Here is a 26,242-nt window from a genome sequence, read left to right as displayed (position 1 = left end):
GTGCGCCCGGCCGTCAGTGCGAGGCGCCGAAGACCTGTGTCCACCAGGGGCCGCCCGGGCCCTGATGGACACCGACGCCGATCTCGTCGAACGAGCAGTTCACTATGTTGGCGCGGTGTCCGGGGCTGTCCATCCAGGACCGCATCACCTGGCTCGGCGTCTGCTGGCCGCGGGCTATGTTCTCTCCGTACGTGCTCCACTCGTAGCCTGCCGCGGTGATGCGTTCACCGGGGCCCGTTCCGTCCGGAGCGGTGTGGTCGAAGAAGTCACGCGCGTCCATGTCCCCGGAGTGCCGTTGCGCCGCGGTGTCCAGGCGGCTGTTCTGCCGTACCGGGCCGCAACCGTTCTTCCGGCGCTCGGCGTTGACCAGTTCGGTCACCTGGCCGCCGAGGGAGGCCGGAGCGGCCGGTGGGCGGCTGCCCGGGTCCGGCGACGGCGACACCTCACGCCGGGCTGCCGGAACGGGCGTCCGCCGAGGCGTGGCGGAGACCGTCGCGTCGCTCGGCGAGGCCGTGACACGGGGCGTGGCAGAGGGAGAAGGGGACCCCGACGGGGGCGGGGACGGCGAAGTCGCTGGAGCGGTCGCGGTGTTGCGGCCGGTGGGAGCCGGCGCGGGGGCGGACTCTGCGGCCGGCCGCGAGAGGACCGCCCCCGCGTCCTGGTCGGGGAACAGCAGCGTCACCCCGAACACCCCGCCACCGCCCACCAGCAGCGCCACGGCTCCGACGACCACGGTTCGGCGCCGCGCCGGCCGCCCGCCGCGCCGCTTCGCGCGCCGCCCACGCGCCACCGGAGCCACGAGCGCGTCCGCCGGTGTCACAGGGCCGCCCACCACGTCGTGGTGCCCCGCCGGATCGGCCCCTCCGCCACCGCCGCCCGTGGCCGCCGCGCCCTTCCACCGCGCGGCGGCCACGGGTACCAACCCCAGACCCACCAGCAGCCCCTCGGCCGGAACGAGCCCGGCCTCGCAGGCGGAGCAGACCGTGCAGCCACGGGCGTGCCGGGCCAACCGCTTGCGCCACAGCGCGGACGGCACACCGTCCCACGGGCCCAGCACATCGTCCAGCAGGACGCACCGCGGCACCGCCGACAGCGCGCGCACCACCAGCCGAGCCGTTTCCAGCTGTGCCTTCATGCGCTGCACCCGTACGGCGGTGTGCTGCCGGGACAGCTCCATCGCGGCGGCCACCTCGGCCCGGGTGAGCTCACCCGCTGCCTCAAGCCACCACAACGACAACAGCGTCCGGTCGTCCTCGTCCAGCCACCGCGTGGCCTCGGCGACCTCCTTGCGCTGACCCGACAGACCCAGGCGTACGATCGTCAGGTCCACGAAGTCCGCGCCGGGATCGGCCACATCATCGGCGTCCCGCGGCTCTCCGCCGACCGGGGCCTCACGCCGGGCGGCCTGCCGGTGGCCGCGTATCCGGTTCATGGTGATGGCCACCAGCCAGGCACGGAACCTCTCCGGATCGCGCAGCGAACCGAGACGGTCGAGCGCCCTGATCATGGATTCCTGCACCACGTCGTCGACGTCGGCATGTCCGTTCAGCGCCCGGCCCACAATGTTGTGGACGAGCGGGAGGTACGCGGCGACGAGCCTGTCCTGTGCCCACTGCTCCCCGCTCTGCGCCGCCCTGACCACTGCGGCTTCCCGTTCGATGTCCACGTCGCGACCACTCTCTTCTCCGGGCTGCGCCCGGTCGTCTTTTCCTACCGTCATCAGGGAGATACGAGCACCGGGGCCGTGATAACAGAAAAACGCGGGCGGGCGGAGAGAATCTCTCCGCGCCCTCAGGGACGCGAGAGCGGCGCCGAGGGGCAGGAGGGGGATCACGGTCCCTATTGCGGGCAAGGGGAAGGAGCACCGGACGTCGTGGAGGGCGGGCAGATGAGTGACGAAGCCAATGAATCGGTCCACAAGGAACTGCTGGACGGGTTGAGTGTCGACACCACCCGGCCGGAACAGCCCATACTGCTGGACGGCGAAGGCCGGCCGATCCGCACGTGGCAGGAGAACTATCCGTACCGGCACAAGGTGCGGCGGCGCGCGTACGAACGGCAGAAGCGGATCCTGCAGATCGAACTCCTCAAGCTGCAACGCTGGGTGAAGGCCACCGGCGCACGGGTCGTCGTCCTCTGCGAGGGCCGTGACGCCGCCGGCAAGGGCGGCACCATCCAGCGCTTCACCGAACGCCTCAACCCCCGCGGTGCCCGCATCGTCGCCCTCGACAAGCCGACGGAGGCGGAAGCCGGGCAGTGGTACTTCCAGCGTTACGTCGCCCACCTGCCCTCGCCCGGGGAGATCGTCTTCTTCGACCGCTCCTGGTACAACCGCGCAGGGGTGGAGCGGGTGATGGGCTTCTGCACCGAGGAGCAGTACCAACGCTTCCTCCGGCAGTGCCCGCTCTTCGAGCGCATGCTCGTCGAGGACGGCATCCACCTGATCAAGTTCTGGTTCTCCGTCTCCCGCGCCGAGCAGCGCACCCGCTTCGCCATCCGCCAGGTCGATCCGGTGCGCCGGTGGAAGCTGTCCCCCACCGATCTGGCCTCCCTGGATCGCTGGGACGACTACACGAACGCCAAGGTCGCCATGTTCCGTGCCACCGACACCGCCGAGGCCCCATGGACGGTGGTCAAGAGCAATGACAAACGCCGTGCGCGCCTCGAAGCCATGCGTCATCTCCTGTGGCGCATCGATTACGAGAACAAGGACGCCCAGGCGGCCGGGGACCCCGACCCGCTCATCGTCGGTGCCGCCGACACCCTCCTCGAACCGGGCGAGGAGACCACCGACCTCTCCCCCACGCCCCTGGCACCGCACCCGAACGGGCCCGGGGAACACCCGGCGTAGTCCGCCCCCCAGGTACCCGCAGGTCCCCCAGGTACCCGCAGGTCCCTGCCCGGACGGTCGCCCGGGGGCCGGTGGCCCCATCACGTAGGCTCAAGAAATGGCCAAGTACTTCGACGTGCACCCCGAGAACCCTCAGCGGCGCACCATCAGCAGTGTGGCTGACAGCATCCGCTCCGGCGGGCTCGTCGCCTACCCGACGGACTCCTGTTTCGCCCTGGGATGCCAGCTGGGCAATCGTGACGGCCTCAGCCGGATCCGGTCGATCCGGAACCTCGACGACCGTCACCACTTCACCCTCGTGTGTCAGAACTTCGCGCAGCTGGGTCAGTTCGTACACATCGACAACGACGTGTTCCGCGCGATCAAGGCGTCCACGCCCGGCAGTTACACGTTCATCCTTCCCGCGACGAAGGAGGTGCCGCGCCAACTGCTGCACCCGAAGAAGAAGACGGTGGGGGTGCGGATCCCTGATCACGCCGTTGCCCAGGCCCTGCTCGCCGAGCTCGGTGAGCCACTGCTCTCCAGCACCCTCCTGCTGCCCGACGAGGCCGAGCCGCTGACGCAGGGCTGGGAGATCAAGGAACGGCTCGACCACGTGGTGGACGCGGTGGTCGACTCGGGTGACTGCGGCACCGAGCCCACCACGGTCATCGACTTCTCCGGCGGTGAAGCGGAGATCGTACGGCGAGGCGCCGGCGAGACGTCGCGGTTCGAGTAGCCGCGCCGCCGGCACGGTGCCCGTCCGCCGGTGATGACGCGGCCCTCACGGGCCGGGGCGGGTCAGGAATTCCGCGATGCGCGCTCCCCATGCGTGGATGTCGGCGCGTGTGCGCGCCACGTGCAGATCGGCGTGGAGCAGCGTGTCGGCGAGCGTCCGCGCGGTGGACAGGGGATGGCCCGGGTCGTCCGCCCACGCCAGGATCAGCGTGGGGTGGGGCAGCGCGGCGATCTTCGGGAGGGAGGGCAGGTCGGACCGGGCCAGCCCTCTGAGGACGGCCGGCAGTACGGGGCCGGCGGGCGTCGGTGGTACCTCGGGAACGTCGGCGACGACCGGGGGGCGGGGCGCTGCCCGCCTGGCCGCGAGCCATGCGTCCACTCCTGCTCGTTCGATGGTGGCGGCGGACCGGCGGTTGTCCGACGCGTACGCCGCCCGGGTCGTCCACGCCGTGGGCGGGATGAGCAGGACGAGCCGGGAGAACCGGTCGGGTGCCCGGACAGCGGCGTGCAGCACGGTGCCGCATCCCATCGACGCGCCCATGGCGTCGACCGGCCGGCGGGCGCCCAGGTGATCGAGCAAGGCCAGAAGGTCGCCGGCGAGCGAGGGGTAGGTGTAGTCGTCGTCCACGGGCTCGCCGGTGGACCGGCCATGGGCGCGGGCGTCGTAGCGGACCAGGCGCCGCCCCGCCGCCAGGACCGGCGTCCAGTCGAATAGGCCCATCCGGTCCTCGGCGGCCTGACTGGCGAAGCCGCCGTGCGCGTACACGGCGAGAGGACCCTCACCGGCGTCACCCTCGCCGGCGTCGCGATGGACGTCATGGACGTCATGGACGTCATAGACCAGCTCGGCCCCACGGTGCCGGAATCGGCCTTCCCTGACCGGATGCCTGCGCACTGCTCCCCTGCCTTCGGGCCTCGCTCTCCTGCCTTCGAGCCTCGCCTGCTTCAGGCTCGGCCGCGCGCCAGCCGTCAGCCGTCCCGCAGTTCGTCGGCCACGTGCCGTACCACGTCCAGCGAGGAGTGCAGCGCCTCACCGGACGCGGAGCGCGCGACGCCCAGTTTCCTGGAGCCGTACCGGACGAGGGCCGAAGCCCCGGAGGCGTAGACGACCGTGAGTACGCCCGTGACTCGCTGGGGCTCCCACGCGCGCTCCAGGTGGCGCAGCAGCGTCGTGTGCGCCGACCACAGGGCGAGCAGGCCGCACGCGCCGCCGGCCGCCAGCGCAACGGCGCCCCGCCGGGCCTCGGACAGACCGAGGGCCGCCTCCTGCCGGGCGTTGTCCATTTCCTCGCGTACCACGGTGGACATGTCCTGGGGCGACGACTGCATGGGGTGCGCGTACCCGCTGCGCGGCGGGGCATACGGCCGGGCCCCGGCTGCGCCTCGTCGCTGCCGATGGCGGGGCAGAGCGGGCCGTGGCCGGACCGACATATTTTCGACGGGTTCCCGTCGTGACGCCCGGCCGGGCCCGGCAGTTGAGCTGGGCATGAAGAAGCGCAGCATGCTCGCCGTCGCGTCCCTTGCCGTCGGAGCGGCGATCGCCGCCCTCAGCCCCGCGCCGCCCGCCGCGCAGGCGGCCACCGGGGACGGGGCCCTGAACAGTCCGGACGTCGTCGGTTCCGTGGAGTCACCGGAACGCGACGGGGAAGAGGCCGAGGACGCGTAGGGCGGCGCGGCACGTCCGCCGGCCGGAATCGTCCCGTCCAGGACCGACGTGGAGCCGCGATCCACCACGATGGGCGTAACGGCGTGGTGTGGACGACCGTTCCGGGCGATCGTGGAGTTCCGAGCCAATCCGGCGGAGCGAGAGGGCATCCTGTGGGCAGCGCGGAGCAGCGGGGAGAGCGGTCAGGCCGCGACGGCGGGCACTGGGCGTACATCGGGTCGTTCACCTCGGGAGGTGGCCGCGGCATCACTGTCGCGGCCGTCGATCCGGCGACCGGGGCGCTGACCCCGCGCACGGCCGTCGACACCGTCGTGAACCCCGCGTGCCTCACGCTCGCCCCGGACACCGGGGTGCTCTACGCGGTGAGCGAGACGGAGCCGGGCAAGGCGGCGGCCTTCCGGACCGGGGACGGTGTCCTCACCCCACTGGGCCCGGCGGTCGAGGTGGGCGGCTGCGGGCCTACGCATCTCAGCCTGGCCGGGCGCCGGTTGCTGACCGCCAACTACGGCTCCGGCAGTGTCAGCAGCCTGCCGCTGGCGGCCGACGGCAGCCTGTCGGGGCCCCCTGCCGTGCTCGCGCACCGGGGGTCGGGCCCGGACGCCGAGCGACAGGAGGGGCCGCACGCCCACCAGGTGCTGCCCGACCCCAGCGGCGCCTGGGTGCTCAGTGTGGACCTGGGCACCGACTCGGTACGGGTCTGCGCGCTCGACCCCGGGAGCGGAATGCCGCGTGTGCACGCCGAGACGGTGCTCCGGGCCGGGTCGGGGCCGCGTCACCTCGCCTTCCACCCGGACGGCGAGCTGGTGTACGTACTGCACGAGCTGGAGCCGCAGCTGACCGTCTGCCGTTGGGACCCGGTGTCGGGGGGCCTGGAACCGCTCTCGGAGGTGGCGGTCGAGCCCGAAGGGGCTCCGGAGGACGGACGGGCCTACCCCTCGGTCGTGTCGGTCTCGTCCGACGGGCGCTTCGTCTGGGCCGCCGTACGCGGGAGCAACACCCTCGTCACGCTCTCCCTCGCCGACGGAGCCGAGAAGCCGCGGGTCACCGGCGCTGTGGAGTGCGGGGGCAGCTGGCCCCGCGATCTCGTGGCCGACCGCACGGGGCGCAGGCTCTACGTCGCCAACGAGTGGTCGGGGGACGTCACCTGGTTCGACATCGACCCGGTGGACGGGCGGCTGCGCCGCGCCGGCGCGGTGGAGGTGCCGGCCGCCGCCTGTGTGGTCTTCTCCTGATCCCTGGCCTCCTGATCCCCGGCCTCACCGGTCGCCCGGCCGGCCGCGCCGCGGCGCCGGTCAGCGCACCGGTGGCGGTCAGCGCACCGGTGGCGGGGCCGTGCTGGCGCGCCGTACGAGGGTCGTGGGGACGAGCGTGGTGCCGGGTTCCGGCGCTTCGTGGCGCATCTGGCGCAGGACGCCCTCGACGCAGCGTCGGCCCACTTCGGCGAAGTCCTGACGGCCCGCAACTTCACCCACTACATCAAGCCCGGCGACCGGCTGATCTCGGTGGACGACACCTCCAGCGCCGCCGCCGTCTCCAAGGAGGGTGACGCCGCGACGGTCGTCCACGTCAACAGCGCGAGCAGCGCCCGTACGGTCACCGTGGATCTGTCCACGTTCCGCCACGTCGGCCGGAAGGCGACCGTGACGCCCATCGTGACCAGCGCGGAAGGCAAGCTGGAGCGGCACAGGGCCCTCGCGGTCAGCGACCGGAAGGCCACCTTCACCGTGCCGGCCCCGTCGGTGACCTCCTTTGTCGTCACGGGCGTGTCCGGTGTCGCGAAGGACGCCGCCCTTCTGCGCAAGGGGCACACGTACCAGCTGACCGGTGTCCACAGCGGCAAGGCACTCACCGTCGCCGACAACGGCAGCGGCCTGGTCATCGCGAGCGCGAGCACGGACCCGGCCGCCGTCGGCCGGCAGTGCCAGCTGCGGCAGATCAGCGGTGACACCGGCAACCGGCAGCGGTATGTGTTCACCAACCCGGTGGAGGGCAAGCGTCTGGCCGTACGCCATGGCGCGCCGGTGCTGGAGGCCGACCGCGGGCCTCGCGACCGGGGCGCCCAGTGGATCATGTCGACGACCGGTGACAGCACCTGGACCCTCGTCAACGCCGCGACCGGGCGGCTCCTGGAGGTCGGCGGCCAGGCCACGCACGACGGGGCGGCGGTCACGGTGTGGGAGCCGAACTCCGGCTCCCACCAGCGCTGGAGGGTGACGGATGTGACCGGCCGGTCGGGCCCGCAGGTCCGGTAACGCCTTCCCGGGCCGCCCACAGCGCTCCGGCTCTGCCGCCGATCGCCCGGCGGGGGGCCGGAGCACGTGCGTGGGCCCGTCGGGCGGCCGGGGGCTGCCGCGAGCGGTCGGCACGACAGGCCGCCGTGATCGTCCCGGTATCCCACGTTTCGTGGCCATCGTGACGGATGATCGACGTGGCTGCCCCGGCGCGGCGGGGCAGCCCACACGAGCGTGGGAGGTCACGGTGGCGGAGCATCCGGTGATCGGGTACCTCATCTGGGCGGTGATCTTCGGTGCCCTGTTCGCCTGGGAGGGCCTGGCTCTCGTACGGACGGGTGACGCCTTCCCGACCCTCAGCGACGCCATGCGCGCGGTCATGCGCTATCCGCTGGGGCGTTGGGCGCTGTTCGCGCTCTGGCTGTGGTTCGGCTGGCACACCTTCGTGCGCGGCTGGCACTTCCTGCTGCGGGACGCACCGTGACGGCGCTCCGCCGGACCGGAGGGAGCGTGCCGTGCTGCCCCTCTCCCTGAACATCGCCCTCATGCTGACCGGCTACCTGCTGGTCATGGGGTACCTCGGCCTCGGCCTGTGGCTGCTTCGCCGCCAGCCGCCCGGCACGCCGGAGCGCCGGCTCGCCCGGCAGCTCGCTCCCGCCGCCGGGCGGCGGGGCTGGCCCGGCCTGGTCCGCCAGGTGCTGGGCACCGCCGTCGGCGGATACCTGCTGCTGATGGCCGTGGTGGTCGGCTATTACCACGGGGTGGCGCGGGTGGGCGGCCGCTTCCTGATGAGCGCGTTCACCGGTTCGGCGCTGATGGCGGGGGTGGCCCTGCCGGTGTTCTTCGCCGCGTCATGGCTGGTCGAACGGCGGCGGGGCAGGCGCGGTTCCCGATGAGGGGCCGCCACCGCGCACGACACCGGCCGTAACCGGCCGTCCAGGGCGGGCGCCCGGCACGTTTGGAGGATTTTCGAAAGGCTGTCCGCGCCGAGGCCGCTGCTGAAGACTCGTCCGTGCCGGTCGGGGCGCGGGCCACCCGCTCGCTCCCGGTACGGGACCGGCGCCTCGCGTGCTCACGCGGGGCAGCGTCAGCCAGGACTGTCAGGAGCGATCGATGATGCGCAGAAGGCTGGCCGGGGTCGCCCTGCTCCTTGCCGTCACCGGGTGCTCCGGCGCCCACCTACCGCGGCAGGACGGGACCGCAGCGGCGTCCGGCGCCCCGGCCGCGAGGCCCACCACGGCCGCCGAGCGGAGCCTGCTGTACCGGGCCGAGCAGGAACTGCAGCGCGCGTGCATGACCGCGGCGGGCTTCCGGTTCTGGGCCGTGCCGGAGAACCCGCTGCCGCAGGCGCGCGACTTCCCGTACGTCGTGGACGACGAGCGGTGGGCCCAACGGTACGGCTACGGCAGCGTGTTCCAGCCACAGATCCAGCGTCTGCGCCGGCAGGACCCGAACCAGGTCTACCTGCGCGGCTTGCCCGAGCAACGCCGCCGGGCCGCCGTGGCCGCACTCAACGGCACCGGTGGCCGCGAGGGGCTGAGGGCACGGCTTCCGGGCGGCGTGGTCGTGGGACACAGCACGGACGGCTGCCGGGTGACGGCCTGGCGGACGCTGTACGGGGACGTGCCGGGCTGGTACGCCGCGAGCACCCTCGTCGGCAACCTCAGCGGCATCAGACGTCAACGCGTCGTCGCTGACGCCGAGTTCACCTCCACTGTGCCGGCCTGGTCGGCGTGCATGCGCACGCATGGCTTCGCGTACGACGACCCGGCGGACGCCAGGGCCGCGTTCCTCGGGCAGGACAGCGGCCGGCAGCGGGCGCGGGAGATCCGTACCGCAGTCCAGGAGGCGCGCTGCGCGCACAGCAGCGGCCTGGCCGCCGTCGCCCGGCGACTGGACCGTCACCACGACCGTGAGCTGCGCCGTGAGCACCACGCGGCCGTGGAACGGGCGGAGCGGCTGCGCGCGGCCGCACTGCCAAGGGCACGTGCCGTCGTGGCCGGCTGACCGGCCGGCACCTCAAGGCTCCCGCGCCCGGTGAAGCGCGGGTTTTCCCTCACCGACCGACATCACCAACCGACATGACCAACGACATCACCAACCGACATCATCAAGGAGACTCTGTGTCTGCGAACCGAGGAAAGTTCGTGCTCGCCGCCGCGCTGGCCGCCGCCACGCTGGGACTGGCTCCGGCGGTCGCGCACGCCCAGGACGCGGTGCCGGCCGGCGCCGCGAAGGCCGGCACCGCGTCGGCCCGTACCGCCGCGGTCGCGGCGGCCGACGGCAACCTGTACGCCTGGGAGCACTCGTGGAAGGGCGGGCGCGTGGCCGCCTGGTCGGGCAACAGCTCGAACTGGGCCGACCGCAACATGCGTAACCAGGCCTCGTCGGTCCACAACAACGGCTACCCGGGCGCCTACGACGACGTGCGGCTCTACTGGGACGCCAACTACGGGGGCGCCTCCTACTGCCTGCCCAACGGCAGCTACCTGATGGACATGCGCTACGACTACTTCCCGCACAACGGAGCGGGCGGCGGCCAGGCGATGAACGACAACATCTCCTCGCACCGGTGGGTCAACTCCTGCTGACCCACGCCCACCACAGCGCCGTCCGGCTTTGAGCCACGCCCCCGCCGCACCGCGCGGCGGGGGCTTTGCGGGCGTTCTCCCCCGTCGTACGCTGCCGGGGCGACCGAAGACCACCGGTCGCCAACGGGGACACATCCGGGGGAAGCATGTCCAAGGTTCCGACCGTGCCCATAGGCCCGCTGGAACACATCCATCTGTCCATCAGCCGGCATCCGGGTACGACACTGTTCTCGGTCATCACCAACGCCTTCGGCAGTCACGCCCACGGCATGCCGCCGGCCTGGCGTCAGGCGGTCCGCGACGGCGCCCCTCCGCAAGCCGCCGCCACGTTGCGCGCGCTGCTCACCACCGGGCACCCATGGGCGCCCGACTGCCTCGCTCTGACCGGGAACATGCGCTCCGGCCCAGAGGTGTCGGTAGCCGACGAACTCGACGGGATCGAGCCCGACAGGCTGGTCGCGGAGGTCGAGAACCGGTTCGGTGACGCGGTCCCGGCGGGGTGGCGGCACGTCGCGGACCGGCCCCGCGCGTTCCTCGCGGGCTACCGGGACCTGGCACGCTCGGTGTGGGACACCTTCGGCCCGCTGTGGCAACAGGCCGACGGCCTGCTGATGCGTGAAGTGGAACGCATCGGGGTCGCCTCCGTCACGGGCGTACTGGGCACGGTGCTCAACGGCCTCGGCTCACCCGTGCGCTACGGCGACGGCCTGCTCCACCTGCCGCACCCCTGCCCCGGCCACCTCACCGGCCCCGGGCGGCGCCGCCTCGTGCTCGTCCCGCTGGCGTCCGGGCTCTCCGCCTGTACCTACAGCGCCGAGGACCCGGACTTCGTCTGGATCGGCTACCCCCTCCCGGGGCTGGGCCGGCTGATCACCCGCCGCTGCGGCGAGCCGGAGCCGAGGAGCGGCCGGGACCGGCTCGACCTCGTGCTCGGGCCGGTCCGCGCCGCGATCCTGCGCCATGCGCGGCGGCGGCCGTCCGTGTCGGAGGCCGCGCGGCTCGCCCATGTCACGGTCAGCACCGCCACGTACCACTGCGGCCAGCTCGCGCAGGCGGGTTTGCTGCGACGCCTGCGCCACGGGCGGGAAGTGCGCCTGCACCTGACGGACAACGGCGCCGCTCTCCTCGACCTCCTGGCCTGACGCCCGCCGGGCGGCGCCCAGGGGATCCGGGCGCCGCAGTGGGCGTTTCGGGCCGACACTCCCTAGCGCACCCAGACGTGCATGACGGGTGTGACGGCTCGCTTGTGGGTGTCGACGAGGCGCAGCTTGTTGTGGCCCTTCATGCCGAGCATGACGCGCATGGAGTAGGTGGAGCGGTTCGTCGTGCGCATCGAGGCGGGGAGCGACGTCCACCGCTTGCCCTGCTTCTGCTGGAGGGTGACCTTGCTGCCCGGGCGCAGGTTGGTGATGACGCCGCTGATACGGAACTGCTGCCACGCCCTCACGGTCTTCATGGGGGCCTTGGCCGACGCGCTCGCGAGTGCGGGGCTCGACGCCGCCGGCTTGCGGGGCGCTGAGGACGGGGAGGCGACCGCCACGGCTGTCCCGACCGAACCGGCGACCACCGCGGCAGCGGTGATCCCGACGCCCCATGTACGAATGAACTGACCCATGTCCTGTGTCTCCCAGGGTAGAGGGATGGCTTCAGCGGCCCAGCCTAAGCACATCGCCCGATAACCTGACTATTCGACATGAAAGGGTCATCCATCCAGCGCTGTGCGGATGGCGGACGGCTGCTCGCAGCGTCAGCCCCAGTTTCGGGAGTAGTGGGCGCGGAGGTGGTCGCGATCATCCTGTTCGGACAGGAGCCGCCGGGCGGCCAGCAGCAGGACCAGGCTGACCCCGATGACTCCCACACCCGTTATCAGGCCCCGCGGTTCGACGATCCCGGTGACGGTCCGCCGCGGTGCGCCGCCCGGTGGCTCCACGGCCCGGGCAGTCGGCGCGGCGCCGGCGGAGGCAGCGGCGGAGGGAGTGGCGGAAGGGTCCGTGATGGCGCCCGTGCCCTCGGCGAGGCCGCCGTCGATGATCCGTACCCCCAGCGCGGTCATCGCCGTGGTGACGGGCTGGAAGAACGTCATCCCGCCCTCGGCGCAGTCGCCGTTTCCGCCCGACGTCAGGCCGAGCGCCAAGCCCTCGGCGAGCAGCGGGCCGCCGCTGTCCCCCGGCTCGGCGCAGACCGTGGTCTGGATCAGGCCGGTGACCGTGCCCTCGCGGTAGTTCACCGTGGCGTTCAGCGCGGTCACCCGGCCCGAGCGCAGCCCGGTGGTGCTGCCGCTGCGGAACACCCGCCGGCCGACCACGGGATCGGCCGCGCCCACGACCGGCACCCGCCTGCCCTGGCCGATGTCCACGGCGTTGGTTCCGTCGAAGGCGTCACGGTCGTCGTACCGGACGAGTGAGAAGTCGCCGCCGGGAAAGCTGCGGGCGACGGTGGTGCCCAGCTGTCCCGCGCCCGGGGTGCTCCGGAACCAGGGCGTGCCGACCGGGCCGCAATGCCCGGCCGTCAGCAGGAAGTTCTGCCGCCCGTCGGTGACATTGAAGCCCACGGAGCAGCGGCCGCTCCCACTGACGATGGGCACCGCGCCGTCGACCCTGGTGGTGAAAGCCCCCTCGGTCCGCCGCATGCGTACGAGGCCGCCCGCCCTGCGCGCGACGCCGGACACACGCGACCAGTCCGCGGCGGAAACGGTGCTGTCCGCGTACACCTTCACCTGGTTGGACGCGTAGTCCACCGCCCAGGCGGTGCCCGGCACCCTCACGGACCGCCGCAGGGTCTCGGTCGCCGAGCGGAGGTCCCGCATGCTGTACCGCTTGACCTCGGCCCGGGCCCCCGCCCGCCGCACCTCGGCGGCGGAGTCCTCGTCGGTCACGGCGACGACCGGGCGGCCGTCCGGCCCAATCCAGCTGCCCGCGGTACGAGAGGTGCCGAGCCGTGCGACCAGGGCCGCCACCGGGTCACCGCCGGCGTTCAGGGGTCGAGCCGGCGTCTCGCCCGCCACCGCGTTCGACACCAGCAGTCCGCCGCAGAGCAGTCCCCCGACGGCCGCCAGCCGGATCCCCCGGCGGAGCGTGCGCCGCCCGTGCTTCATCCATGGCCTCCGACGTCCGTACGGGTGGGAAACAGAAAGCTGCCCCTCCATACGTGCCGCCGCCCCCTCGGGTTCAGCACGGTGTGCCGGCTTCCTCACTGGCCGCCCCGCCTCGGCCGCGGTCATCGTGCCCGCCCCCGGAGCGCCCCAGGGGCCCTCCCTCCTCAAGCGGGTCGACGGGCTTCAGCGACTGGGCGAGCTGCGCCAGTTGATCGAGCCGGTGGCACCCGCCCTGTGGCTGGTACCCGGCATGGAGGACAGGCCCTGATCGCGGCGCGCGTCCCGGGGGTTCAGGCTCCGCACCTGCCTCGGCGAGCGCGCCGCCGGCCACTGGTCGGGTACGCGCGTCACGCCGGGTGCCCCGGCGACAGATGGACGACGTCCCGGAACATGACGAGCGGCGGGCGCCCGGGCGCGGGCGGGGACGCCTCGACGGGGTCGAGGAGGAAGCCCACGTGGTCGCCGCCGTCGATGTGCCCGCCCACGCGGCCGACGAACCAGGCGCACGCCTCGCGCAGCACCGGCGTGTCACCGTGCCGGGGATGCCAGGCGACGTGCCGGAACTTGTCGATGCTGTCTCCCGTCTCGCTGCCGAACAGCCGGGCCACCTCGGCGTGTTCCTTGGCCAGGAGGTGCACGCCGAGGTGCGTGGCGTGGCGGGCCACCCGGTAGGTCCGGTTGGCCCTCGACAGCCATACGGCGTACCGGGGCGGGTCGATCGAGCACTGGGAGGCGAATCCGACCAGGCAGCCCGCCCGTTCGCCGTTCGCCGCCGCTGTCACGACGTACATCGGATAGTCGACCAGGTCGGTGAACGCTGTGAGTTCCGCCATGGCCCCGACCCTAACCGCACGCGCCTCGCGGGCGGGAGTACGGCACCGGGCGAGACACGAAGTCGGCCACGGCCGGCACGCGCCCTTCTGCTGCCCCCGTCCCTCTCGTAACGTCAGCACGGCTTGAGATGGCCATGCCGAAGAGAGGGTCCCATGCGCAGACGTCTGCTCCACCTGGTCCTCGCCCCGCTCGCGGGTTTAACACTGATCACGGCGCCCGCGGCAGCCGCGCCGCCCGGGCCGTCCGATGTGTACCGGCCCGTTCGCGGGCCTGCCGCGCCGGCCGAGTACCGCTATCTGCAGAAGACGGTGCCGGGGCAGTCGATTCCGCGCCACGCCCATGAGGACGCCATGGCGCAGGCGCGTCGGCTGCCCACCGTGGGCGGGCGCTGGAAGCCGCTCGGGCCCACCAACATCGGGGGCCGGATCGTGTCGCTCGCCCTCGACCCGAAGCGTGCCGACACCGTGTACGCCGCCGCCGCGAGCGGCGGGGTGTGGCGCAGCACGGATGCCGGGCAGACCTTCGCGTCGGTGTGGCCGGACGGCTGGACGCAGGCGATGGGCGCGGTCGCCACCGGGCCGGACGGGACTCTGTACGCGGGGACGGGTGAGCCCAACCCGGGCGGTGGCAGCATCACGTACGAAGGCACCGGGATGTACCGCAGCACCGACGGCGGGGCCCACTGGCGGCCGATCGGGCTGCGCGACTCCGGTGCGATCAGCGCCATCACGGTCGACCCGGGCAATCCGCGGCGCGTGTACGTGGCCGCGGCCGGCTCGCTGTACAACGGCGGTGGCGACCGGGGCGTGTACCGCTCGGACGACGGCGGCGACACCTGGGAGCGGATCCTCGCCGGCGCCAACGAGTTCACCGGCGCCACCGAGGTGTTCGTGCGGGGCAGGACCCTGTACGCCGTGATGTGGGACCACCGCCGTACGCCGCGCTTGCGCACCTACGGCGGGGTGGGCTCCGGCGTCTTCCGCAGCACCGACGGCGGCGGGACCTGGCAGCGGCTGGCCGGTGGCCTGCCCGCGCAGGGGCCGGACGTCGGGCGGATCGGTCTGGCGGTCGCGGGCGAGAGGCTGTACGCCATCGTCAACAAGACCAGCGGCCCCTTCGAGGGCTTCTACACGTCCACGGACGGCGGGGACAGCTGGAGCCGGACACCGGCCGACGAGAAGCTGACCGGGTCCCAGTCGACGTTCGGCTGGTGGTTCGGGAAGGTGTGGACCGACCCGGCGGACGCCCGGCATGTGCATGTGGCGGGGGTGCCGCTGATGACCACCAAGGACGCCGGCGCGACGTGGACGTACGACGACTCCAGCATCCATGTCGATCAGCACGCCATGGTGTGGGATCCACGCCGGCCGGGCCGCGTCTACCTCGGCAACGACGGCGGGGTCTACCGCTCCGACGCCAACGGGGACGGCGGCTGGGTCAAGGCCCGCCACGAGCCGTACACCCAGCTCTACAGCGCGGCGATCAGTCCGCAGGACACCTCACGCGTCTCCGGCGGAGCCCAGGACAACGGGTCGCTGCGCTCCTGGGGTGGCGACGGCTTCAACGAGTACCTCGGCGGGGACGGCGAGGAGAACCTGATCAACCCGACCGACGTGGACAACGTGTTCGCCTGCTACCAGTACGGCAACTGCTTCCGGTCCACCGATGGCGGCGACACCCTGACGTACTTCGCCGACCGGACGACGTACAAGCGGCGCAACTGGTTCACGCCCGTGGTCTTCGACCCGCGCGATCCGAAGGTCCTCTACTACGGGTCGGAGGTGCTCAACCGCTCCACGGACGGGGGCGCGACCTGGCGGGCCATCAGTCCCGACCTGTCCGGCGGCCCCGGGCCCGACCCGATCTACACCAACTACGGGACCATCACCTCCATCGCCCCGGCGGGCGACGGCCGGACCATTTACGTCGGCACCGACGACGGCCGGGTCTGGGTCACCAGGGACCTGGGCGCGACCTGGACGAAGCTCGCCGAGGGCCGCCCGTGGGTGACCCGCGTCGTGGTCGACCCGGCCGACGCCGACGTCGTCTACACCACCCACTCCGGCTATCGCGCCGGTTCACCGCTCGCCCACGTGTACGGCAGCACGGACGGTGGCGAGCGGTGGCGGGACCTGTCCGGCAACCTGCCGGACGCGCCCGTCAACGACCTCGTCATCGGGCGCGGCAATCTGCTGCACATAGGCACCGACCAGGGCGTGTTCACGTCCGCCGCGGTGGGCGGCCGGCAGTGGGTCCGCCTCGGCCGTGGCATGCCCGCGGTCCCGGTGGACGACATCGAGTACGACGCCGGACACCACCGCCTGGTCGCCGCGACCTTCGGCAGGGGGTTCTATGAGCTGACGGTCCCCTAGCGGCGGTCCTGCTCGCGGTCGCGCACGCGGGCGAAGAGCAGCGCGACGTCGTCGTGGGTGCCGCGGTGGCGCAGTTCGCGCAGGAGGCGGTCGCAGGCGTCCTCCAGTGACGCGTCCGGTGTGCGGAGCAATCGGAGCAGGACGTCCAGCCGCGCGTCGATGTCCTCGTCACGGGTTTCGACCAGGCCATCGGTGTAGAGGACGAGCCGGTCGCCCGGGGCGAGGTCGATCGTCACGTCGTGGAACGGGACGCCGCCGACGCCGAGTGGCGCGCCGGTGGGCAGGTCGAGCAGGTGGGGACCGTCGCCCGCGCGGATCAGTACGGGCGGGGGGTGGCCGGCGGTGCCGACGCAGGCCTGGGCGCGGTGCGGGTCGTAGACGGCGTACACGCACGTGGCGAGGGAGGGCTCCAGGCCGGCGGTGATCTCGTCGAGGTGCCGCAGGACTTCGGCGGGTTCGAGGGCGAGCCGGGACAGGGTCTGGCTGGCGGTCCGCAGCCGGCCCATGGTGGTGGCGGCGTTGATGCCGCTGCCCATCACGTCGCCCACGACGAGGGCGGTCCTGTCGTGGTCCATGGGGATGATGTCGAACCAGTCGCCGCCGACCTCGCCGACCGCTCCGGCCGGCTGGTAGCGGGAGGCGACCTCCAGGCCGACGAGGTGGCGGGGCGTTTCGGGCAGGAGGCTGCGCTGGAGGGTCAGGGCGGTGTCCCGCTGCTGCCGGTACAGGCGGGCGTTGTCGATGCACACCGCCGCGCGCGCGGCCAGGTCGCCGGCGAGCATCGCGTCTTCCTCGGTGAAGGGCAGGGGGTTACGGGCGCGTTTGAGGTCGAGGGCGCCCAGCACCTCGCCGCGGGCGATCAGCGGCACGGCCAGGTAGGAGTGGACGCCGGCCCGCGCCAGCTGCCGCGCGGCGTGGCTGTCCCGGGCGATGCAGCTCAGGTCGTCGTCGTCCACGTCGGCCACCAGGACCGGCCGGGCGGTGCGCACGCAGCGGGTGACCAGCCGGTCGGCGCCGTACTGGGCCGGTTCACCGGGCGGATCGGCGGCCTCGACGGCGATCGTCGGGTAGGCGGCGGCGACGGCCAGCGCCCGGATGACGGCCGGCCCATCGGCCGGGACGCGGCCGGGCCGCCCTTCGAGGACGGAGTCCAGGAGGTCGACGGCGGCGACGTCGGCGAGTTCGGGGACGGCGATGTCGGCCAGTTCGCGGGCCGTCTGCTCCAGGTCGAGGGTGGTGCCGATGCGTACGGAGGCGTCGGCGACCAGGGCGAGGCGGTCACGCGCCCGCTCCGCCTCCGTGGCCGCCCGGTACCGGTCGGTGACGTCGATCACCGAGAAGGCGAGCCCCAGCACCCGGCCCCCGACGTCCTCCAGCCGGTACAGCGACACCGACCACGCGTGATCGGTGTCCGGGTCCGCCGGGGTGCGGCCCACCACCTGCCGGTCGAGGACGGGTACGCCGGTCTGGAGGACCTTGCGCATCGACTCCTCGACCGATTCGGCGTTGACGAACGGCAGGACCTCCCCGACGCGCCGTCCCATGTGCTGCTCGGCGGTCAGGCCGTCGATCCGTTCCAGGGCGGCGTTCACCCCCACGTACCGCAGATCCGTGCCCACGACCGCCAGGCCGATCGGGGACTGGTCCACCAGCCTCACCGACAGCGCCAGGTCCCTCTCCACCTTGCGCAGCGTCTCCTGGTCGGTGGCGAGCCCCAGGGCGTAGTAGTCGCCCTGGTCGTCCAGCAGCCGCATGTTGCGGAACTCCAGCAGCCGTGTGCCGCCGTCCTTGTGCACCACGGGGAACACGCCTGACCATGTGTCCCCGCTCGCCATGACCTCGGCGAAGAGGCGCAGGACCTTGTCGAAGTGCGCCTCGTCGACCATCAGCCGCGCCGCGTACCGGCCCAGCGCCTCCTCGGCCGTGTAACCGAGCAGTTCCTCCGCCTGCGGGCTCCACAGGACGATGCGCCCCTCCGCATCGACCACCACGGCCGCCACGCCGAGGACGTCGAGCAGCCCTTCCGCGGGTGACGGCTCGGGGTCCGCCGCTCCGCTCACCGTGCCACGGCCGGCCGGAATCCCGTCTGTGCCGCCCATGACCGCTCCTCTCCGTACTGGCACCGCGCCTGACGTACCGGCGCCGCGCCCGGGCCCGCCCGGACACGTCACCCCTCCAATGTCCGACACGGCGGCGGTGACCGAAACAGCTGCGGAGAGTGCCCTGCTCAGGGGCGGTAACGGCCGCTGCCCGCGGTCCCGGGCAGGCCCGTGGCCGCGGTCGTTCCGTCGCCTCCTTCGCGTGGCGGAGGGAACCCGCACAGCGGGTACCACCGGCTCGCGCACCCGAACACCGCCGCGGTGACCGGTCGGGGCCCGGCCGCCTGTCCGCCGGTCCCCGTGCGGTTGACGGTATCGCGGCTCGTCCCGGTCCGCCGGGGCGGCGGCGGGCCGGGGACGGACGGGCGTTCATGAGCGCCACATCCACGCCACACCCGGCGTAGGGGTGACGGTCACCCCGCCCTCACAGGATCGGCACCGGTTTGCCATGTTCCCGGCAGCAAGGGGTTCTCTCGTGATCAGGCACCGTCCCGTCCGGTCCGCCGCGCTCGCGCTGGGTACGGCATGGGTGGCGCTCGCCGCCTCCGTCCCCGCCGGCACACCGGCCGCCGCCGCACCGCCGCACCGCGTCGCGCCGCTGCCCGCAGTCGCGCCCCGGGCGGAGACGGCCCCGCTCCACGACGACGAGGCGGGCGGCAACGCCGACGCGGACGACCCGGCGATCTGGCGCAACGCCGCCGATCCCGGCCGCAGCCTGGTCATCGCCACGGCCAAGGAGGGCGGGCTGCGCGTCTACGACCTGGACGCCCGCCAGGTGCAGTCCCTTCCGGCGCCCCCGGCGGCGGGTCCCGGGGACGCCCCCGGGCGCTTCAACAACGTCGACCTCCTCCACGGGCTGCGGCTCGCGTCCGGCCGCGCCGATGTCACGGTGACCACCGACCGCGGCCACGACCGCCTGCGCATCCACCGCATCACCCCCGGCCGTCCCGGCGGGCCGCTCACCGACATCACCGATCCCGCCGCGCCGCCGGTCTTCTCCGCCGGCCAGGAGGAGATCAACGACCAGAACACCGCCTATGGCCTCGCCACCTGGACCGACGCCACGACCGGACGCGCCTACGCCCTGGTGAGCCGCCGCAACCGCACCACCCTCGCCCTGCTGGAACTTGTCCCCACCCCGGCCGGCACGGTCACCTACCGCAAGGTCCGCACCCTGGACCTGCCGTCCTCCTTCCGGCTGCCGGACGGGACCGCGTGGACACCGTGCGGTGAGCCCGGCGAGCTGCCCCAGGTGGAGGGCATGGTGGTCGACCCGGCCAACGGCATGCTCTACGCCGGGCAGGAGGACGTCGGCATCTGGCGGCTGCGCGCCGACCTGAGGAGCGCTCCGGCGCTCGTCGACCGGGTCCGCGAGTACGGCGTCCCGGCCGCGTACGACGAGGAGACCGAGGAGTGCGCCGCCGGCGCCGACCCGGGCTTCGGCGGCTCCCGCCTGGCGGCCGACGTCGAGGGGCTGGCGCTGCTCACCGAGCCCGGCGGTGACGGCTATCTGCTCGCCTCCAGCCAGGGCGACGACACCTTCGCGCTGTACGACCGTGAAGTGGGGGACGCCAACGAGTACGAGGGCGGCTTCCGCGTCACCGCCGCCTCCGCCGCCCTCGACGGCTCGGAGGCGTGCGACGGCGCCGCCGTCCTGAGCGCGCCCCTCGGTGCGAAGTACCCGCACGGCCTGCTCGTCGTCCAGGACGGCCACGACACGCCGGTGGACGGCGAACGTGAGTCCACCAACTTCAAGTTCGTCCCTCTGGACGGCGTCCTGGACCGCGTGGAGGACTGACCACGGGTTCGCCCGGGCTCGCGGGCACTCCATCCGGGTGGCGTGGCTGCCCCGTACAGCGCAGGCCCCGGGGTGATGCGGTTACCCGCCCGCCCCGGGGTCGACAGCTCTCTACGGGTGCTGTGACGGGGGGCGGGTGTTGTGGCGGGTGCCACCAGGCCGCGAAGGAGTCTGCTGTGCGAGGCAAAGCCGGGCGTTGCGCATCCCGTGCGGCCGTGGCCGCGGCGGCCGGGCTGGCCGCGCTGGTGTCGGCGCTGCCGCACGCCTCCGCCGGGGCGGCGGGTAAGGACGCCGCGACGGCCTCCGGCGCGGTGATCACCGAGTGGGTGGACACCGTTACCGCCACGGTCAATCCGCACGACGAGGTGGCCGCCTCCGAGGAACTGCTCTGGCACGCCTTCGTCTCCGCGGCCATGTACAACGCGGTGGTCGGGATCGAGGGCCGTTACGAGCCCTACCGCTGGCGGCAACGCGCACCGCGCACGGCCTCCCCCGAGGCGGCGGCCGCCGCGGCCGCGCACCGGCTCCTGCGGGCCTCCTTCCCTTCCGCCGGGCCCGCGCTGAAGCGCCGGTACGCCGCGAGCCTCGCGAAGGTGCCGGACGGCCGGGCCGAGGACGAGGGCGTGGCTTTCGGAGAGCGCGCCGCCGACCACATCATGGCGCTGCGCGCGGGGGACGGCCGTGGCGCGCGGGTGCCGTTCCCCGCAGTCCCCGTACCCGGCCGCTGGCGGCCGACGCCACCCCGCCACGAGCCGTTCACCACCGCCTGGCTGGGCCTGCTGCGTCCGCTGCTGCTCGACTCCCCCGACCAGTTCCGGCCCGGCCCGCCGCCGCGTACCACCTCGGCCCGCTACGCCGAGGACTTCGCCGAACTGCTGGCGTACGGCGGGCGGACGGGGTCGCGCAGGACACCCGCGCAGACGCGGACGGCGGTGTTCTTCGCCAAGCCGGACATCCAGAAGGCCCTGGGCGACTACGCCCGCCGCCACCGCCTCGACATCGTGGACACCGCGCGCCTGTTCGCCGCCGCGAACACCACGCAGGCGGACGCGGCCATCACCGCCTGGAACGCCAAACTGCGCTACGGCACCTGGCGCCCGGTCACCGCCATCCGGGAGGCCGGTCACGACGGCAACCCCGCCACCCGCCCCGACCCACGGTGGAAACCGCTGCTGACCACGCCCGCGCACCCCGACTACCTCAGCGGGCACACCACCGTGGGCGGTGCCCTGACGCGCACGCTGACCGAGCTCTTCGGCACCTCGCGCATCGACCTGCGGGTCCCCTCCGCCGGGAGGAGCCCGACGCGGTACTACCGCTACGCGCACGAGTACAACCGGGACGTGGTGGACTCGCGCGTCTGGGGAGGCATCCACACCCGGTTCGCCGACACCGCCGGAACCGCGGTCGGCACCCGCGTCTCGGCATGGGCCCTGCACAGGTACTTCGGGCCCGTGGGCGGCTGACCGGGCCGACCACCAGGGTCTTCCGCCGGGCTTGAGGACACCGGTCGGTTCTCCCGTGTGCGTTAGCCTGGTGGGCCGGTGACCCGTGGGTCGCCGCGACGGCGGTGGGGCCCGCCGTACCCCAACCGCGGCGCGGATGCCGCCAACGGTCCCTGCTTGCGAGGGTGTGCGCCGTGTACCCATGTACGCGGCGCCGGCGAGTAGGAGACGTACGACGATGACAGCCCCGCGGAAGACTTGCGACCGGCCGCCCCGGCCGTTCCGATCGTCCCGGCCGTCCGGGCTGTCCCGGCCGTGGCGGGAGCGGGTCCCCGTGGTGGGGGTCGTGGCGCTGGGCGGGGCGATCGGAGCCGGCGCCCGCTATGGCGCGTCGCTGGTGTGGCCGGCTGCCGTGGGCGGCTTCCCGTGGGCCACGCTGTGCGTCAACGCGGTCGGCTGCGCCCTGATCGGCGTGTTCATGGTGCTGGTCGGCGACGTGTGGGCGGCCCACCGGCTGGTGCGGCCGTTCTTCGGGACCGGGGTCCTGGGCGGCTTCACGACCTTCTCGACGTACGCGCTCGACATCCAGCAGCTCGCGGCCCGTGGCCGGGCCGTGGCGGCTGTCGCGTACCTCGGGCTCACGCTGCTGGCGGCCCTGGGAGCGGTGGCGGGCGCGGTGTGGCTGACGCGGCGCGTACTGCTCGTCCGGTACGCCGCCGGCCGGGAGCGGGAGGGAGCGCGGTGAACTGGCTGCTGGTGGTCGTGGGCGGGGCGGTCGGCGCGCCGCTGCGGTATCTGACCGACCGGGCCGTGCAGGCCAGGCACGGCACGGTCTTCCCCTGGGGCACGTTCACCGTCAATGTCGTGGGCTGCCTGGTGCTGGGCGTGGTGACCGGGGCGGTGGCCGCGGGAGCCGCCTCGTCGGCGTGGCGGTTGCTGCTCGGCACGGGGCTGTGCGGGGCGCTCACCACGTACTCGACCTTCTCCTACGAGACGCTGCGGCTCGTGGAGGGCCGGGCGCGGCTCTTCGCCGTCGTCAACGTGGTGGGCAGCGTGGTCGCCGGCCTGGGCGCGCTCCTCGCCGGCCTCTGGATGGCCGACGCCCTGTGGGGCTGAGGCTGCCGGACCCGGCCACCGGTCACCGCGTACGTACGCTGGGATGACAGCGCTCGGATGACAGCGCTGGGATGACAGCGTCTCGTACGGGTCCGGGAGGCTCGTCATGGCCCGCGATCCCCGTTTCCACCTCGATCAGGACGGGCACTCCGTCACGGTCCAGCTCTACGGGCGCTCGGGCGGACTTGAGGTGCTCGTGGACGGCAAGGTCGTCGCGTACGAGCGGGACTGGCGCCGGGGCGGCACGGTACCGGCGGAGCTTCCCGGCGACCCGCCGCGGCCGTTCAGCATCACCGTCAGCAGCGCCAAGGAGATGGGCGGGGTGCCCTTCTGCGTGATGGAGACGGGCGGCACACGGTACCTGATGCCGCGGGTGCCACTGGGCGGCTCACGGTATGAACCGGCGCGCCCGGGGCCGTACTTGGGGTTGCGGCGGCTGCGCAGGTTTCTCCGGCGCCTGGTGAGGCGGTGGGCGCGGCGGTAGGCGGCTAAGGGGTGCTCGCGCGGGCGGTGATCTTCGACAGCAGTTGTTTGTCGAGGAGGAGCAGCGCCGTCAGGGCGTGCCGGGTGGCGGTGGCGAGGCGGTCGCCGCGGTCGGGGTCGGGGGCGCCGCGCGGGGACTCCTCCAGCTCGGTCAGCGGGTGGTCGAAGGCCAAGACCGGCACCCTCACGCCGGGCCGGCCGCTGGTGACCAGCGTCGTCACCCTGGACGAGGCGTACACCGCCGACCAGGTGCTCAGCCTTGCCGCCTCCGGTGAGCTGCACGTGCGCCGTACCGAGGAGCAGCACCTGCACATTCCGATCCACCAGGCGCGCGAGGTCGTCCTCGGCATGGGCGTACGGGCTGAGCTGGACGGCAGCCGTCTGCTGGTGGGCAGCCCGGCGCTGCTGCGGCAGCACGGCGTGGCGCTGCCGGAGGTGGCGCGAGAGTGGACCGAGCGGCTGCGCGCGGACGGCGAGACGGTGATCTCCCTGGCGCACGACGACAACCTGATCGGCATGCTGGGCCTGTCGGATGCGGTACGAGGCGGTGCCGACACCGTCATCCGTCAGCTCACCGAGCTGGGGGTGTCCCGGATCGCCCTGCTAGTCGTCGCCAACTCCGCCCGGCTGGTCAGCCACACCCCGCACTTGCCCGGCGGCGCCGCCTCCCGGCTGGGCGCCGCGCCGCTGGCGGAGAGGCGGGTGCGCTGACGGCTGACGCCCCCCGGCCGCGACGGCGTCAGCCGCGGCCGGGCGGGTCCGCCGATGGCGGCTGGGGGGAGCGGCGTCGTCAGGGTGTGTCGTCGTTCCGGCGGTGCTTGTCGTTCTGGACGGATTCCTGGGCCGTCTGGCTGGGCGTGAGGGTGTCGGCCGCCTCCTTGTCGTTCTCGTCGTCCCGGCGCCCTTCACCGATGCGCAGTTCGGCTTCCTCGAACTCGTGCAGGACTTCTTCGGTGGCGGTTCGGGGGTTGCGTTTCCGCTCGTTCATTTCTCTCCTTCGCCCGGGTCCGTTCGCACGGGTCCGTTCGCCCGGGTTCGCCTGTGCTTCCCGACTTCCTCGCAACCGGCGGCCCTACACCCCGGGGCTTCGCCCGGGGGCGCCCCGAGCGTGCCTCGGCGTGGAAATGGACTGGGCCTGCTGAGCGGTGCCCCCGAAACGGCGACCCAGGGTCCGGTTTCGGACACCGGGCACCGCTGGGCGAACGGGAGTGATTGACGCATAAAGCAGTGGCGGCTGCGCCCGGAGGGATACGTGGCGGACAGCCACCGGCTCCTCGCCGGAGGCGATGCGCCGCCCCGCGACCCGGGCGCACCGATCCTCGTTGCCGGGCGTCCGGATTGCGAGAGCCACTGCAACGGCGGCGCCGGCCCGGTCAGCACGGCCGGGGGCCGGACGGGCGCCGCCCGGTCGGCGCCGACGGCCCATGGGGGGCCATCCGTTGATCTCTGAACAGCTCGAACGGTACGCCGTCCGCCGCCGTACCGCCGCGCCCATACTGGCCCATCCCCGCGCCCGGTCGCACGACGGCCGGGCCATCCGGTGAACATTCAGCAAACGCTTTCTCCCTTTGCTCCGGGCCCCTCGCCGACCCTCGACCGGCTGCCACCACCAGCCGGTGCCGTGCGCGCCTTCGCGCCCCGGCGAGCCCCTTGGCGACGCGTCCTGGACGGACGCGCGTAGAGCGGCCGAAAGACGATCTTGCCCCGCATCCGACCGGAGCCCAGGATTCCTAGGGCGCGCACTTGTCAGGCACATGGCGGCAACCATTCGTCATGTACCCACCGCCGGCGCGCTGTCGGGCCCGCCCACCCAGCGGGCCCCCGGATCCCCCACCGGAGGATGCAGTGAATCTCAAGCGCTTCACCCCCCTCGGCGGTATCACGAGGGGTGCGCGGCTGACCGCCGTCGCAGCCGCTCTTGTGGCCGCCTCCGCGCTTGCGGCCCCCAGCGCCGTGGCCGAACCCCACGACGGCGCCCGGGCGACCACCGCCCAGCTGGCCCAGGTGAGCGACGCCGTCCTGGACGCCAATGTGCCCGGCACCGCCTGGTACACGGACGCGAAGACCGGCAAGCTGGTCGTCACGGCCGACTCCACCGTGTCGGCGGCAGAGCTCGCCCGGATCAAGGAGGCCGCGGGCAGCCGCGCCGACGCCCTTGAGGTCAAGCGCACGCCGGGCCGGTTCAACAAGCTCATCGCGGGCGGCCAGGCCATCTACGCGGGCGGCGGCCGCTGCTCTCTGGGCTTCAACGTCCGCAGCGGCAGCACGTACTACGCCCTTACGGCCGGGCACTGCACCAACATCGGCAGCACCTGGTACACCAACTCGGCCAACACCACCCTGCTCGGCACCCGGACGGGGTCCAGCTTCCCGGGCAACGACTACGGCATCATCCGCCACTCCAACGCCTCGGCGGCGGACGGCCGCGTGTACCTGTACAACGGCAGCTACCGTGACATCACGGCCGCCGGCAACGCGTACGTCGGCCAGTCCGTCCAGCGCAGCGGCAGCACGACGGGCCTGCGTGGCGGCTCGGTCACCGGTCTGAACGCGACGGTCAACTATGGCAACGGCGATGTCGTCTACGGCCTGATCCAGACCAACGTCTGCGCCGAGCCGGGCGACAGCGGTGGCGCCATGTTCTCGGGCAGCACCGCGCTGGGCCTCACCTCCGGCGGCAGCGGCAACTGCTCCAGTGGCGGCACCACGTTCTTCCAGCCCGTCACGGAGGCGCTGAGCGCCTATGGCGTGAGCGTCTTCTAGACGCGCTCGCCCCGCCGGTTATCCGGCATCCGGGACCGGCGGTCCGCCTCGCGGCGGGCCGCCGGTTTTCGCGTGCGCACCGCCGGATCGGGGCACTGCGGCGGCTCGTCGGCCGTGCGGGCGCCGGCCGGCAGGAAATCAATGCGGGAAATCGATGCCGGAATCGGGGCCGGAGTCAATCT

At 73.1% G+C, this 26,242-nt stretch carries 27 protein-coding genes and 1 pseudogene; 19 read left to right on the top strand and 9 right to left on the bottom strand.

Annotation, left to right across the window (positions count from 1 at the left end; translation table 11 throughout):
• Positions 1 to 13: 13 nt before the first annotated feature.
• A complete protein-coding gene (locus QWM81_RS04535; RefSeq protein ID WP_435372329.1) occupies positions 14 to 1,666 on the bottom strand; it encodes a sigma-70 family RNA polymerase sigma factor in 1,653 nt (550 codons plus the stop codon).
• A gap of 222 nt (positions 1,667 to 1,888) precedes the next feature.
• On the opposite strand from QWM81_RS04535, the gene ppk2 reads away from it, so the two are divergent.
• On the top strand, positions 1,889 to 2,851 hold the full coding sequence (gene ppk2, locus QWM81_RS04530; protein ID WP_290110179.1) for a polyphosphate kinase 2: 963 nt from the start codon (positions 1,889 to 1,891) through the stop codon (positions 2,849 to 2,851).
• 97 nt (positions 2,852 to 2,948) lie between these two features.
• Positions 2,949 to 3,569, top strand: a complete 621-nt coding sequence (locus QWM81_RS04525; protein WP_290110178.1) for an L-threonylcarbamoyladenylate synthase — start codon at positions 2,949 to 2,951, stop codon at positions 3,567 to 3,569.
• A gap of 45 nt (positions 3,570 to 3,614) precedes the next feature.
• On the opposite strand, the gene QWM81_RS04520 is transcribed toward QWM81_RS04525, so the two are convergent.
• Together QWM81_RS04520 and QWM81_RS04515 are read right to left on the bottom strand one after the other, a co-directional pair.
• Complete coding sequence (locus QWM81_RS04520) at positions 3,615 to 4,463, bottom strand: alpha/beta fold hydrolase (protein ID WP_290110177.1); 849 nt, start codon at positions 4,461 to 4,463, stop codon at positions 3,615 to 3,617.
• Between the two features lie 74 nt (positions 4,464 to 4,537).
• On the bottom strand, positions 4,538 to 4,897 hold the full coding sequence (locus QWM81_RS04515) for a phage holin family protein (RefSeq protein WP_290110175.1): 360 nt from the start codon (positions 4,895 to 4,897) through the stop codon (positions 4,538 to 4,540).
• 157 nt (positions 4,898 to 5,054) lie between these two features.
• Here QWM81_RS04515 and QWM81_RS04510 point away from each other — a divergent pair, with 157 nt between their 5' ends.
• The 8 genes and pseudogenes from QWM81_RS04510 (at position 5,055) to QWM81_RS04470 (ending at position 11,198) form a co-directional block, all read left to right on the top strand.
• The gene (locus QWM81_RS04510) at positions 5,055 to 5,234 is read left to right on the top strand and encodes a hypothetical protein (protein WP_290110174.1); all 180 of its coding nucleotides are present in this window, start codon (positions 5,055 to 5,057) and stop codon (positions 5,232 to 5,234) included.
• Positions 5,235 to 5,386: 152 nt separating this feature from the next.
• On the top strand, positions 5,387 to 6,466 hold the full coding sequence (locus QWM81_RS04505) for a lactonase family protein (RefSeq protein ID WP_290110173.1): 1,080 nt from the start codon (positions 5,387 to 5,389) through the stop codon (positions 6,464 to 6,466).
• Positions 6,467 to 6,685: 219 nt separating this feature from the next.
• A pseudogene (locus QWM81_RS04495) lies at positions 6,686 to 7,486 on the top strand (RICIN domain-containing protein); the annotation flags it as partial.
• 160 nt (positions 7,487 to 7,646) lie between these two features.
• Positions 7,647 to 7,949, top strand: a complete 303-nt coding sequence (locus tag QWM81_RS04490) for a DUF6186 family protein (protein WP_290110172.1) — start codon at positions 7,647 to 7,649, stop codon at positions 7,947 to 7,949.
• A gap of 31 nt (positions 7,950 to 7,980) precedes the next feature.
• Entirely contained in the window at positions 7,981 to 8,361 is a 381-nt protein-coding gene (locus tag QWM81_RS04485; protein ID WP_290110171.1) for a DUF6256 family protein, read from the top strand.
• Between the two features lie 217 nt (positions 8,362 to 8,578).
• Positions 8,579 to 9,472: a hypothetical protein gene (locus tag QWM81_RS04480; protein ID WP_290110170.1), complete on the top strand. Its 894-nt coding sequence runs from the start codon at positions 8,579 to 8,581 to the stop codon at positions 9,470 to 9,472.
• Between the two features lie 116 nt (positions 9,473 to 9,588).
• A complete protein-coding gene (locus tag QWM81_RS04475; RefSeq protein ID WP_290110169.1) occupies positions 9,589 to 10,056 on the top strand; it encodes a peptidase inhibitor family I36 protein in 468 nt (155 codons plus the stop codon).
• A gap of 146 nt (positions 10,057 to 10,202) precedes the next feature.
• Positions 10,203 to 11,198: a helix-turn-helix domain-containing protein gene (locus QWM81_RS04470; protein WP_290110167.1), complete on the top strand. Its 996-nt coding sequence runs from the start codon at positions 10,203 to 10,205 to the stop codon at positions 11,196 to 11,198.
• A 62-nt stretch (positions 11,199 to 11,260) separates the two neighbouring features.
• Here QWM81_RS04470 and QWM81_RS04465 read toward each other — a convergent pair whose 3' ends face one another.
• Complete coding sequence (locus tag QWM81_RS04465) at positions 11,261 to 11,671, bottom strand: hypothetical protein (RefSeq protein ID WP_290110165.1); 411 nt, start codon at positions 11,669 to 11,671, stop codon at positions 11,261 to 11,263.
• 132 nt (positions 11,672 to 11,803) lie between these two features.
• Positions 11,804 to 13,150: a S1 family peptidase gene (locus tag QWM81_RS04460; RefSeq protein ID WP_290110164.1), complete on the bottom strand. Its 1,347-nt coding sequence runs from the start codon at positions 13,148 to 13,150 to the stop codon at positions 11,804 to 11,806.
• A 127-nt stretch (positions 13,151 to 13,277) separates the two neighbouring features.
• On the opposite strand from QWM81_RS04460, the gene QWM81_RS04455 reads away from it, so the two are divergent.
• Positions 13,278 to 13,418: a hypothetical protein gene (locus QWM81_RS04455; RefSeq protein ID WP_290110163.1), complete on the top strand. Its 141-nt coding sequence runs from the start codon at positions 13,278 to 13,280 to the stop codon at positions 13,416 to 13,418.
• Positions 13,419 to 13,497: 79 nt separating this feature from the next.
• Here the strand turns inward: QWM81_RS04455 and QWM81_RS04450 are convergent, their stop codons facing one another.
• Positions 13,498 to 13,983: a flavin reductase family protein gene (locus QWM81_RS04450; protein WP_290110162.1), complete on the bottom strand. Its 486-nt coding sequence runs from the start codon at positions 13,981 to 13,983 to the stop codon at positions 13,498 to 13,500.
• Positions 13,984 to 14,136: 153 nt separating this feature from the next.
• Between QWM81_RS04450 and QWM81_RS04445 the strand changes: the two genes are divergently transcribed.
• Positions 14,137 to 16,356, top strand: a complete 2,220-nt coding sequence (locus QWM81_RS04445; RefSeq protein ID WP_290110161.1) for a WD40/YVTN/BNR-like repeat-containing protein — start codon at positions 14,137 to 14,139, stop codon at positions 16,354 to 16,356.
• On the opposite strand, the gene QWM81_RS04440 is transcribed toward QWM81_RS04445, so the two are convergent.
• Positions 16,353 to 18,455: a SpoIIE family protein phosphatase gene (locus QWM81_RS04440; protein ID WP_290110160.1), complete on the bottom strand. Its 2,103-nt coding sequence runs from the start codon at positions 18,453 to 18,455 to the stop codon at positions 16,353 to 16,355. The genes QWM81_RS04445 and QWM81_RS04440 overlap by 4 nt on opposite strands.
• Before the next feature lie 475 nt (positions 18,456 to 18,930).
• On the opposite strand from QWM81_RS04440, the gene QWM81_RS04435 reads away from it, so the two are divergent.
• From QWM81_RS04435 to QWM81_RS04415, 5 genes are all read left to right on the top strand, one after another.
• A complete protein-coding gene (locus QWM81_RS04435) occupies positions 18,931 to 20,253 on the top strand; it encodes a phytase (RefSeq protein ID WP_290110159.1) in 1,323 nt (440 codons plus the stop codon).
• A gap of 215 nt (positions 20,254 to 20,468) precedes the next feature.
• Complete coding sequence (locus QWM81_RS04430; protein WP_290110158.1) at positions 20,469 to 21,719, top strand: vanadium-dependent haloperoxidase; 1,251 nt, start codon at positions 20,469 to 20,471, stop codon at positions 21,717 to 21,719.
• A 217-nt stretch (positions 21,720 to 21,936) separates the two neighbouring features.
• Positions 21,937 to 22,443 carry a fluoride efflux transporter FluC gene (locus QWM81_RS04425; RefSeq protein WP_290110157.1) on the top strand — a complete coding sequence of 169 codons (507 nt, stop codon included), beginning with the start codon at positions 21,937 to 21,939 and terminating at the stop codon, positions 22,441 to 22,443.
• Positions 22,440 to 22,814: a fluoride efflux transporter CrcB gene (crcB, locus tag QWM81_RS04420; protein WP_290110156.1), complete on the top strand. Its 375-nt coding sequence runs from the start codon at positions 22,440 to 22,442 to the stop codon at positions 22,812 to 22,814. The genes QWM81_RS04425 and crcB overlap by 4 nt, the downstream gene beginning before the upstream one ends.
• Before the next feature lie 106 nt (positions 22,815 to 22,920).
• Positions 22,921 to 23,298, top strand: coding sequence for a hypothetical protein (locus QWM81_RS04415; protein ID WP_290110155.1), 378 nt, complete (start codon positions 22,921 to 22,923; stop codon positions 23,296 to 23,298).
• A gap of 4 nt (positions 23,299 to 23,302) precedes the next feature.
• On the opposite strand, the gene QWM81_RS04410 is transcribed toward QWM81_RS04415, so the two are convergent.
• The gene (locus QWM81_RS04410; RefSeq protein ID WP_290110154.1) at positions 23,303 to 23,470 is read right to left on the bottom strand and encodes a hypothetical protein; all 168 of its coding nucleotides are present in this window, start codon (positions 23,468 to 23,470) and stop codon (positions 23,303 to 23,305) included.
• A gap of 31 nt (positions 23,471 to 23,501) precedes the next feature.
• On the opposite strand from QWM81_RS04410, the gene QWM81_RS04405 reads away from it, so the two are divergent.
• The gene (locus tag QWM81_RS04405) at positions 23,502 to 24,008 is read left to right on the top strand and encodes a hypothetical protein (RefSeq protein WP_290110153.1); all 507 of its coding nucleotides are present in this window, start codon (positions 23,502 to 23,504) and stop codon (positions 24,006 to 24,008) included.
• A gap of 79 nt (positions 24,009 to 24,087) precedes the next feature.
• On the opposite strand, the gene QWM81_RS04400 is transcribed toward QWM81_RS04405, so the two are convergent.
• The gene (locus tag QWM81_RS04400; RefSeq protein ID WP_290110152.1) at positions 24,088 to 24,285 is read right to left on the bottom strand and encodes a hypothetical protein; all 198 of its coding nucleotides are present in this window, start codon (positions 24,283 to 24,285) and stop codon (positions 24,088 to 24,090) included.
• Positions 24,286 to 25,142: 857 nt separating this feature from the next.
• On the opposite strand from QWM81_RS04400, the gene QWM81_RS04395 reads away from it, so the two are divergent.
• On the top strand, positions 25,143 to 26,060 hold the full coding sequence (locus QWM81_RS04395; protein ID WP_290110151.1) for a S1 family peptidase: 918 nt from the start codon (positions 25,143 to 25,145) through the stop codon (positions 26,058 to 26,060).
• Positions 26,061 to 26,242 lie beyond the last annotated feature (182 nt).

Origin of the sequence: Streptomyces ficellus (assembly GCF_030406405.1) — a bacterium.
Lineage (GTDB): Bacteria > Actinomycetota > Actinomycetes > Streptomycetales > Streptomycetaceae > Streptomyces > Streptomyces ficellus_B.
The sequence above is the reverse complement of the archived record's forward strand: the minus strand, read 5'-3'. Positions and strand labels throughout refer to the sequence as shown.

What these genes read in the sequence shown, in the direction of transcription:
- ppk2 (WP_290110179.1), top strand. Translation starts at nt 1,889, where the DNA reads ATGAGTGACGAAGCCAATGAATCGGTCCACAAGGAACTGCTGGACGGG.
- QWM81_RS04415 (WP_290110155.1), top strand. Translation starts at nt 22,921, where the DNA reads ATGGCCCGCGATCCCCGTTTCCACCTCGATCAGGACGGGCACTCCGTC.
- QWM81_RS04465 (WP_290110165.1), bottom strand. Translation starts at nt 11,671, where the DNA reads ATGGGTCAGTTCATTCGTACATGGGGCGTCGGGATCACCGCTGCCGCG.
- QWM81_RS04515 (WP_290110175.1), bottom strand. Translation starts at nt 4,897, where the DNA reads ATGCAGTCGTCGCCCCAGGACATGTCCACCGTGGTACGCGAGGAAATG.
- QWM81_RS04525 (WP_290110178.1), top strand. Translation starts at nt 2,949, where the DNA reads ATGGCCAAGTACTTCGACGTGCACCCCGAGAACCCTCAGCGGCGCACC.
- QWM81_RS04450 (WP_290110162.1), bottom strand. Translation starts at nt 13,983, where the DNA reads ATGGCGGAACTCACAGCGTTCACCGACCTGGTCGACTATCCGATGTAC.
- QWM81_RS04445 (WP_290110161.1), top strand. Translation starts at nt 14,137, where the DNA reads ATGCGCAGACGTCTGCTCCACCTGGTCCTCGCCCCGCTCGCGGGTTTA.
- QWM81_RS04510 (WP_290110174.1), top strand. Translation starts at nt 5,055, where the DNA reads ATGAAGAAGCGCAGCATGCTCGCCGTCGCGTCCCTTGCCGTCGGAGCG.
- QWM81_RS04400 (WP_290110152.1), bottom strand. Translation starts at nt 24,285, where the DNA reads ATGAACGAGCGGAAACGCAACCCCCGAACCGCCACCGAAGAAGTCCTG.
- QWM81_RS04440 (WP_290110160.1), bottom strand. Translation starts at nt 18,455, where the DNA reads ATGGGCGGCACAGACGGGATTCCGGCCGGCCGTGGCACGGTGAGCGGA.
- QWM81_RS04470 (WP_290110167.1), top strand. Translation starts at nt 10,203, where the DNA reads ATGTCCAAGGTTCCGACCGTGCCCATAGGCCCGCTGGAACACATCCAT.
- QWM81_RS04480 (WP_290110170.1), top strand. Translation starts at nt 8,579, where the DNA reads ATGATGCGCAGAAGGCTGGCCGGGGTCGCCCTGCTCCTTGCCGTCACC.
- QWM81_RS04460 (WP_290110164.1), bottom strand. Translation starts at nt 13,150, where the DNA reads ATGAAGCACGGGCGGCGCACGCTCCGCCGGGGGATCCGGCTGGCGGCC.
- QWM81_RS04425 (WP_290110157.1), top strand. Translation starts at nt 21,937, where the DNA reads ATGACAGCCCCGCGGAAGACTTGCGACCGGCCGCCCCGGCCGTTCCGA.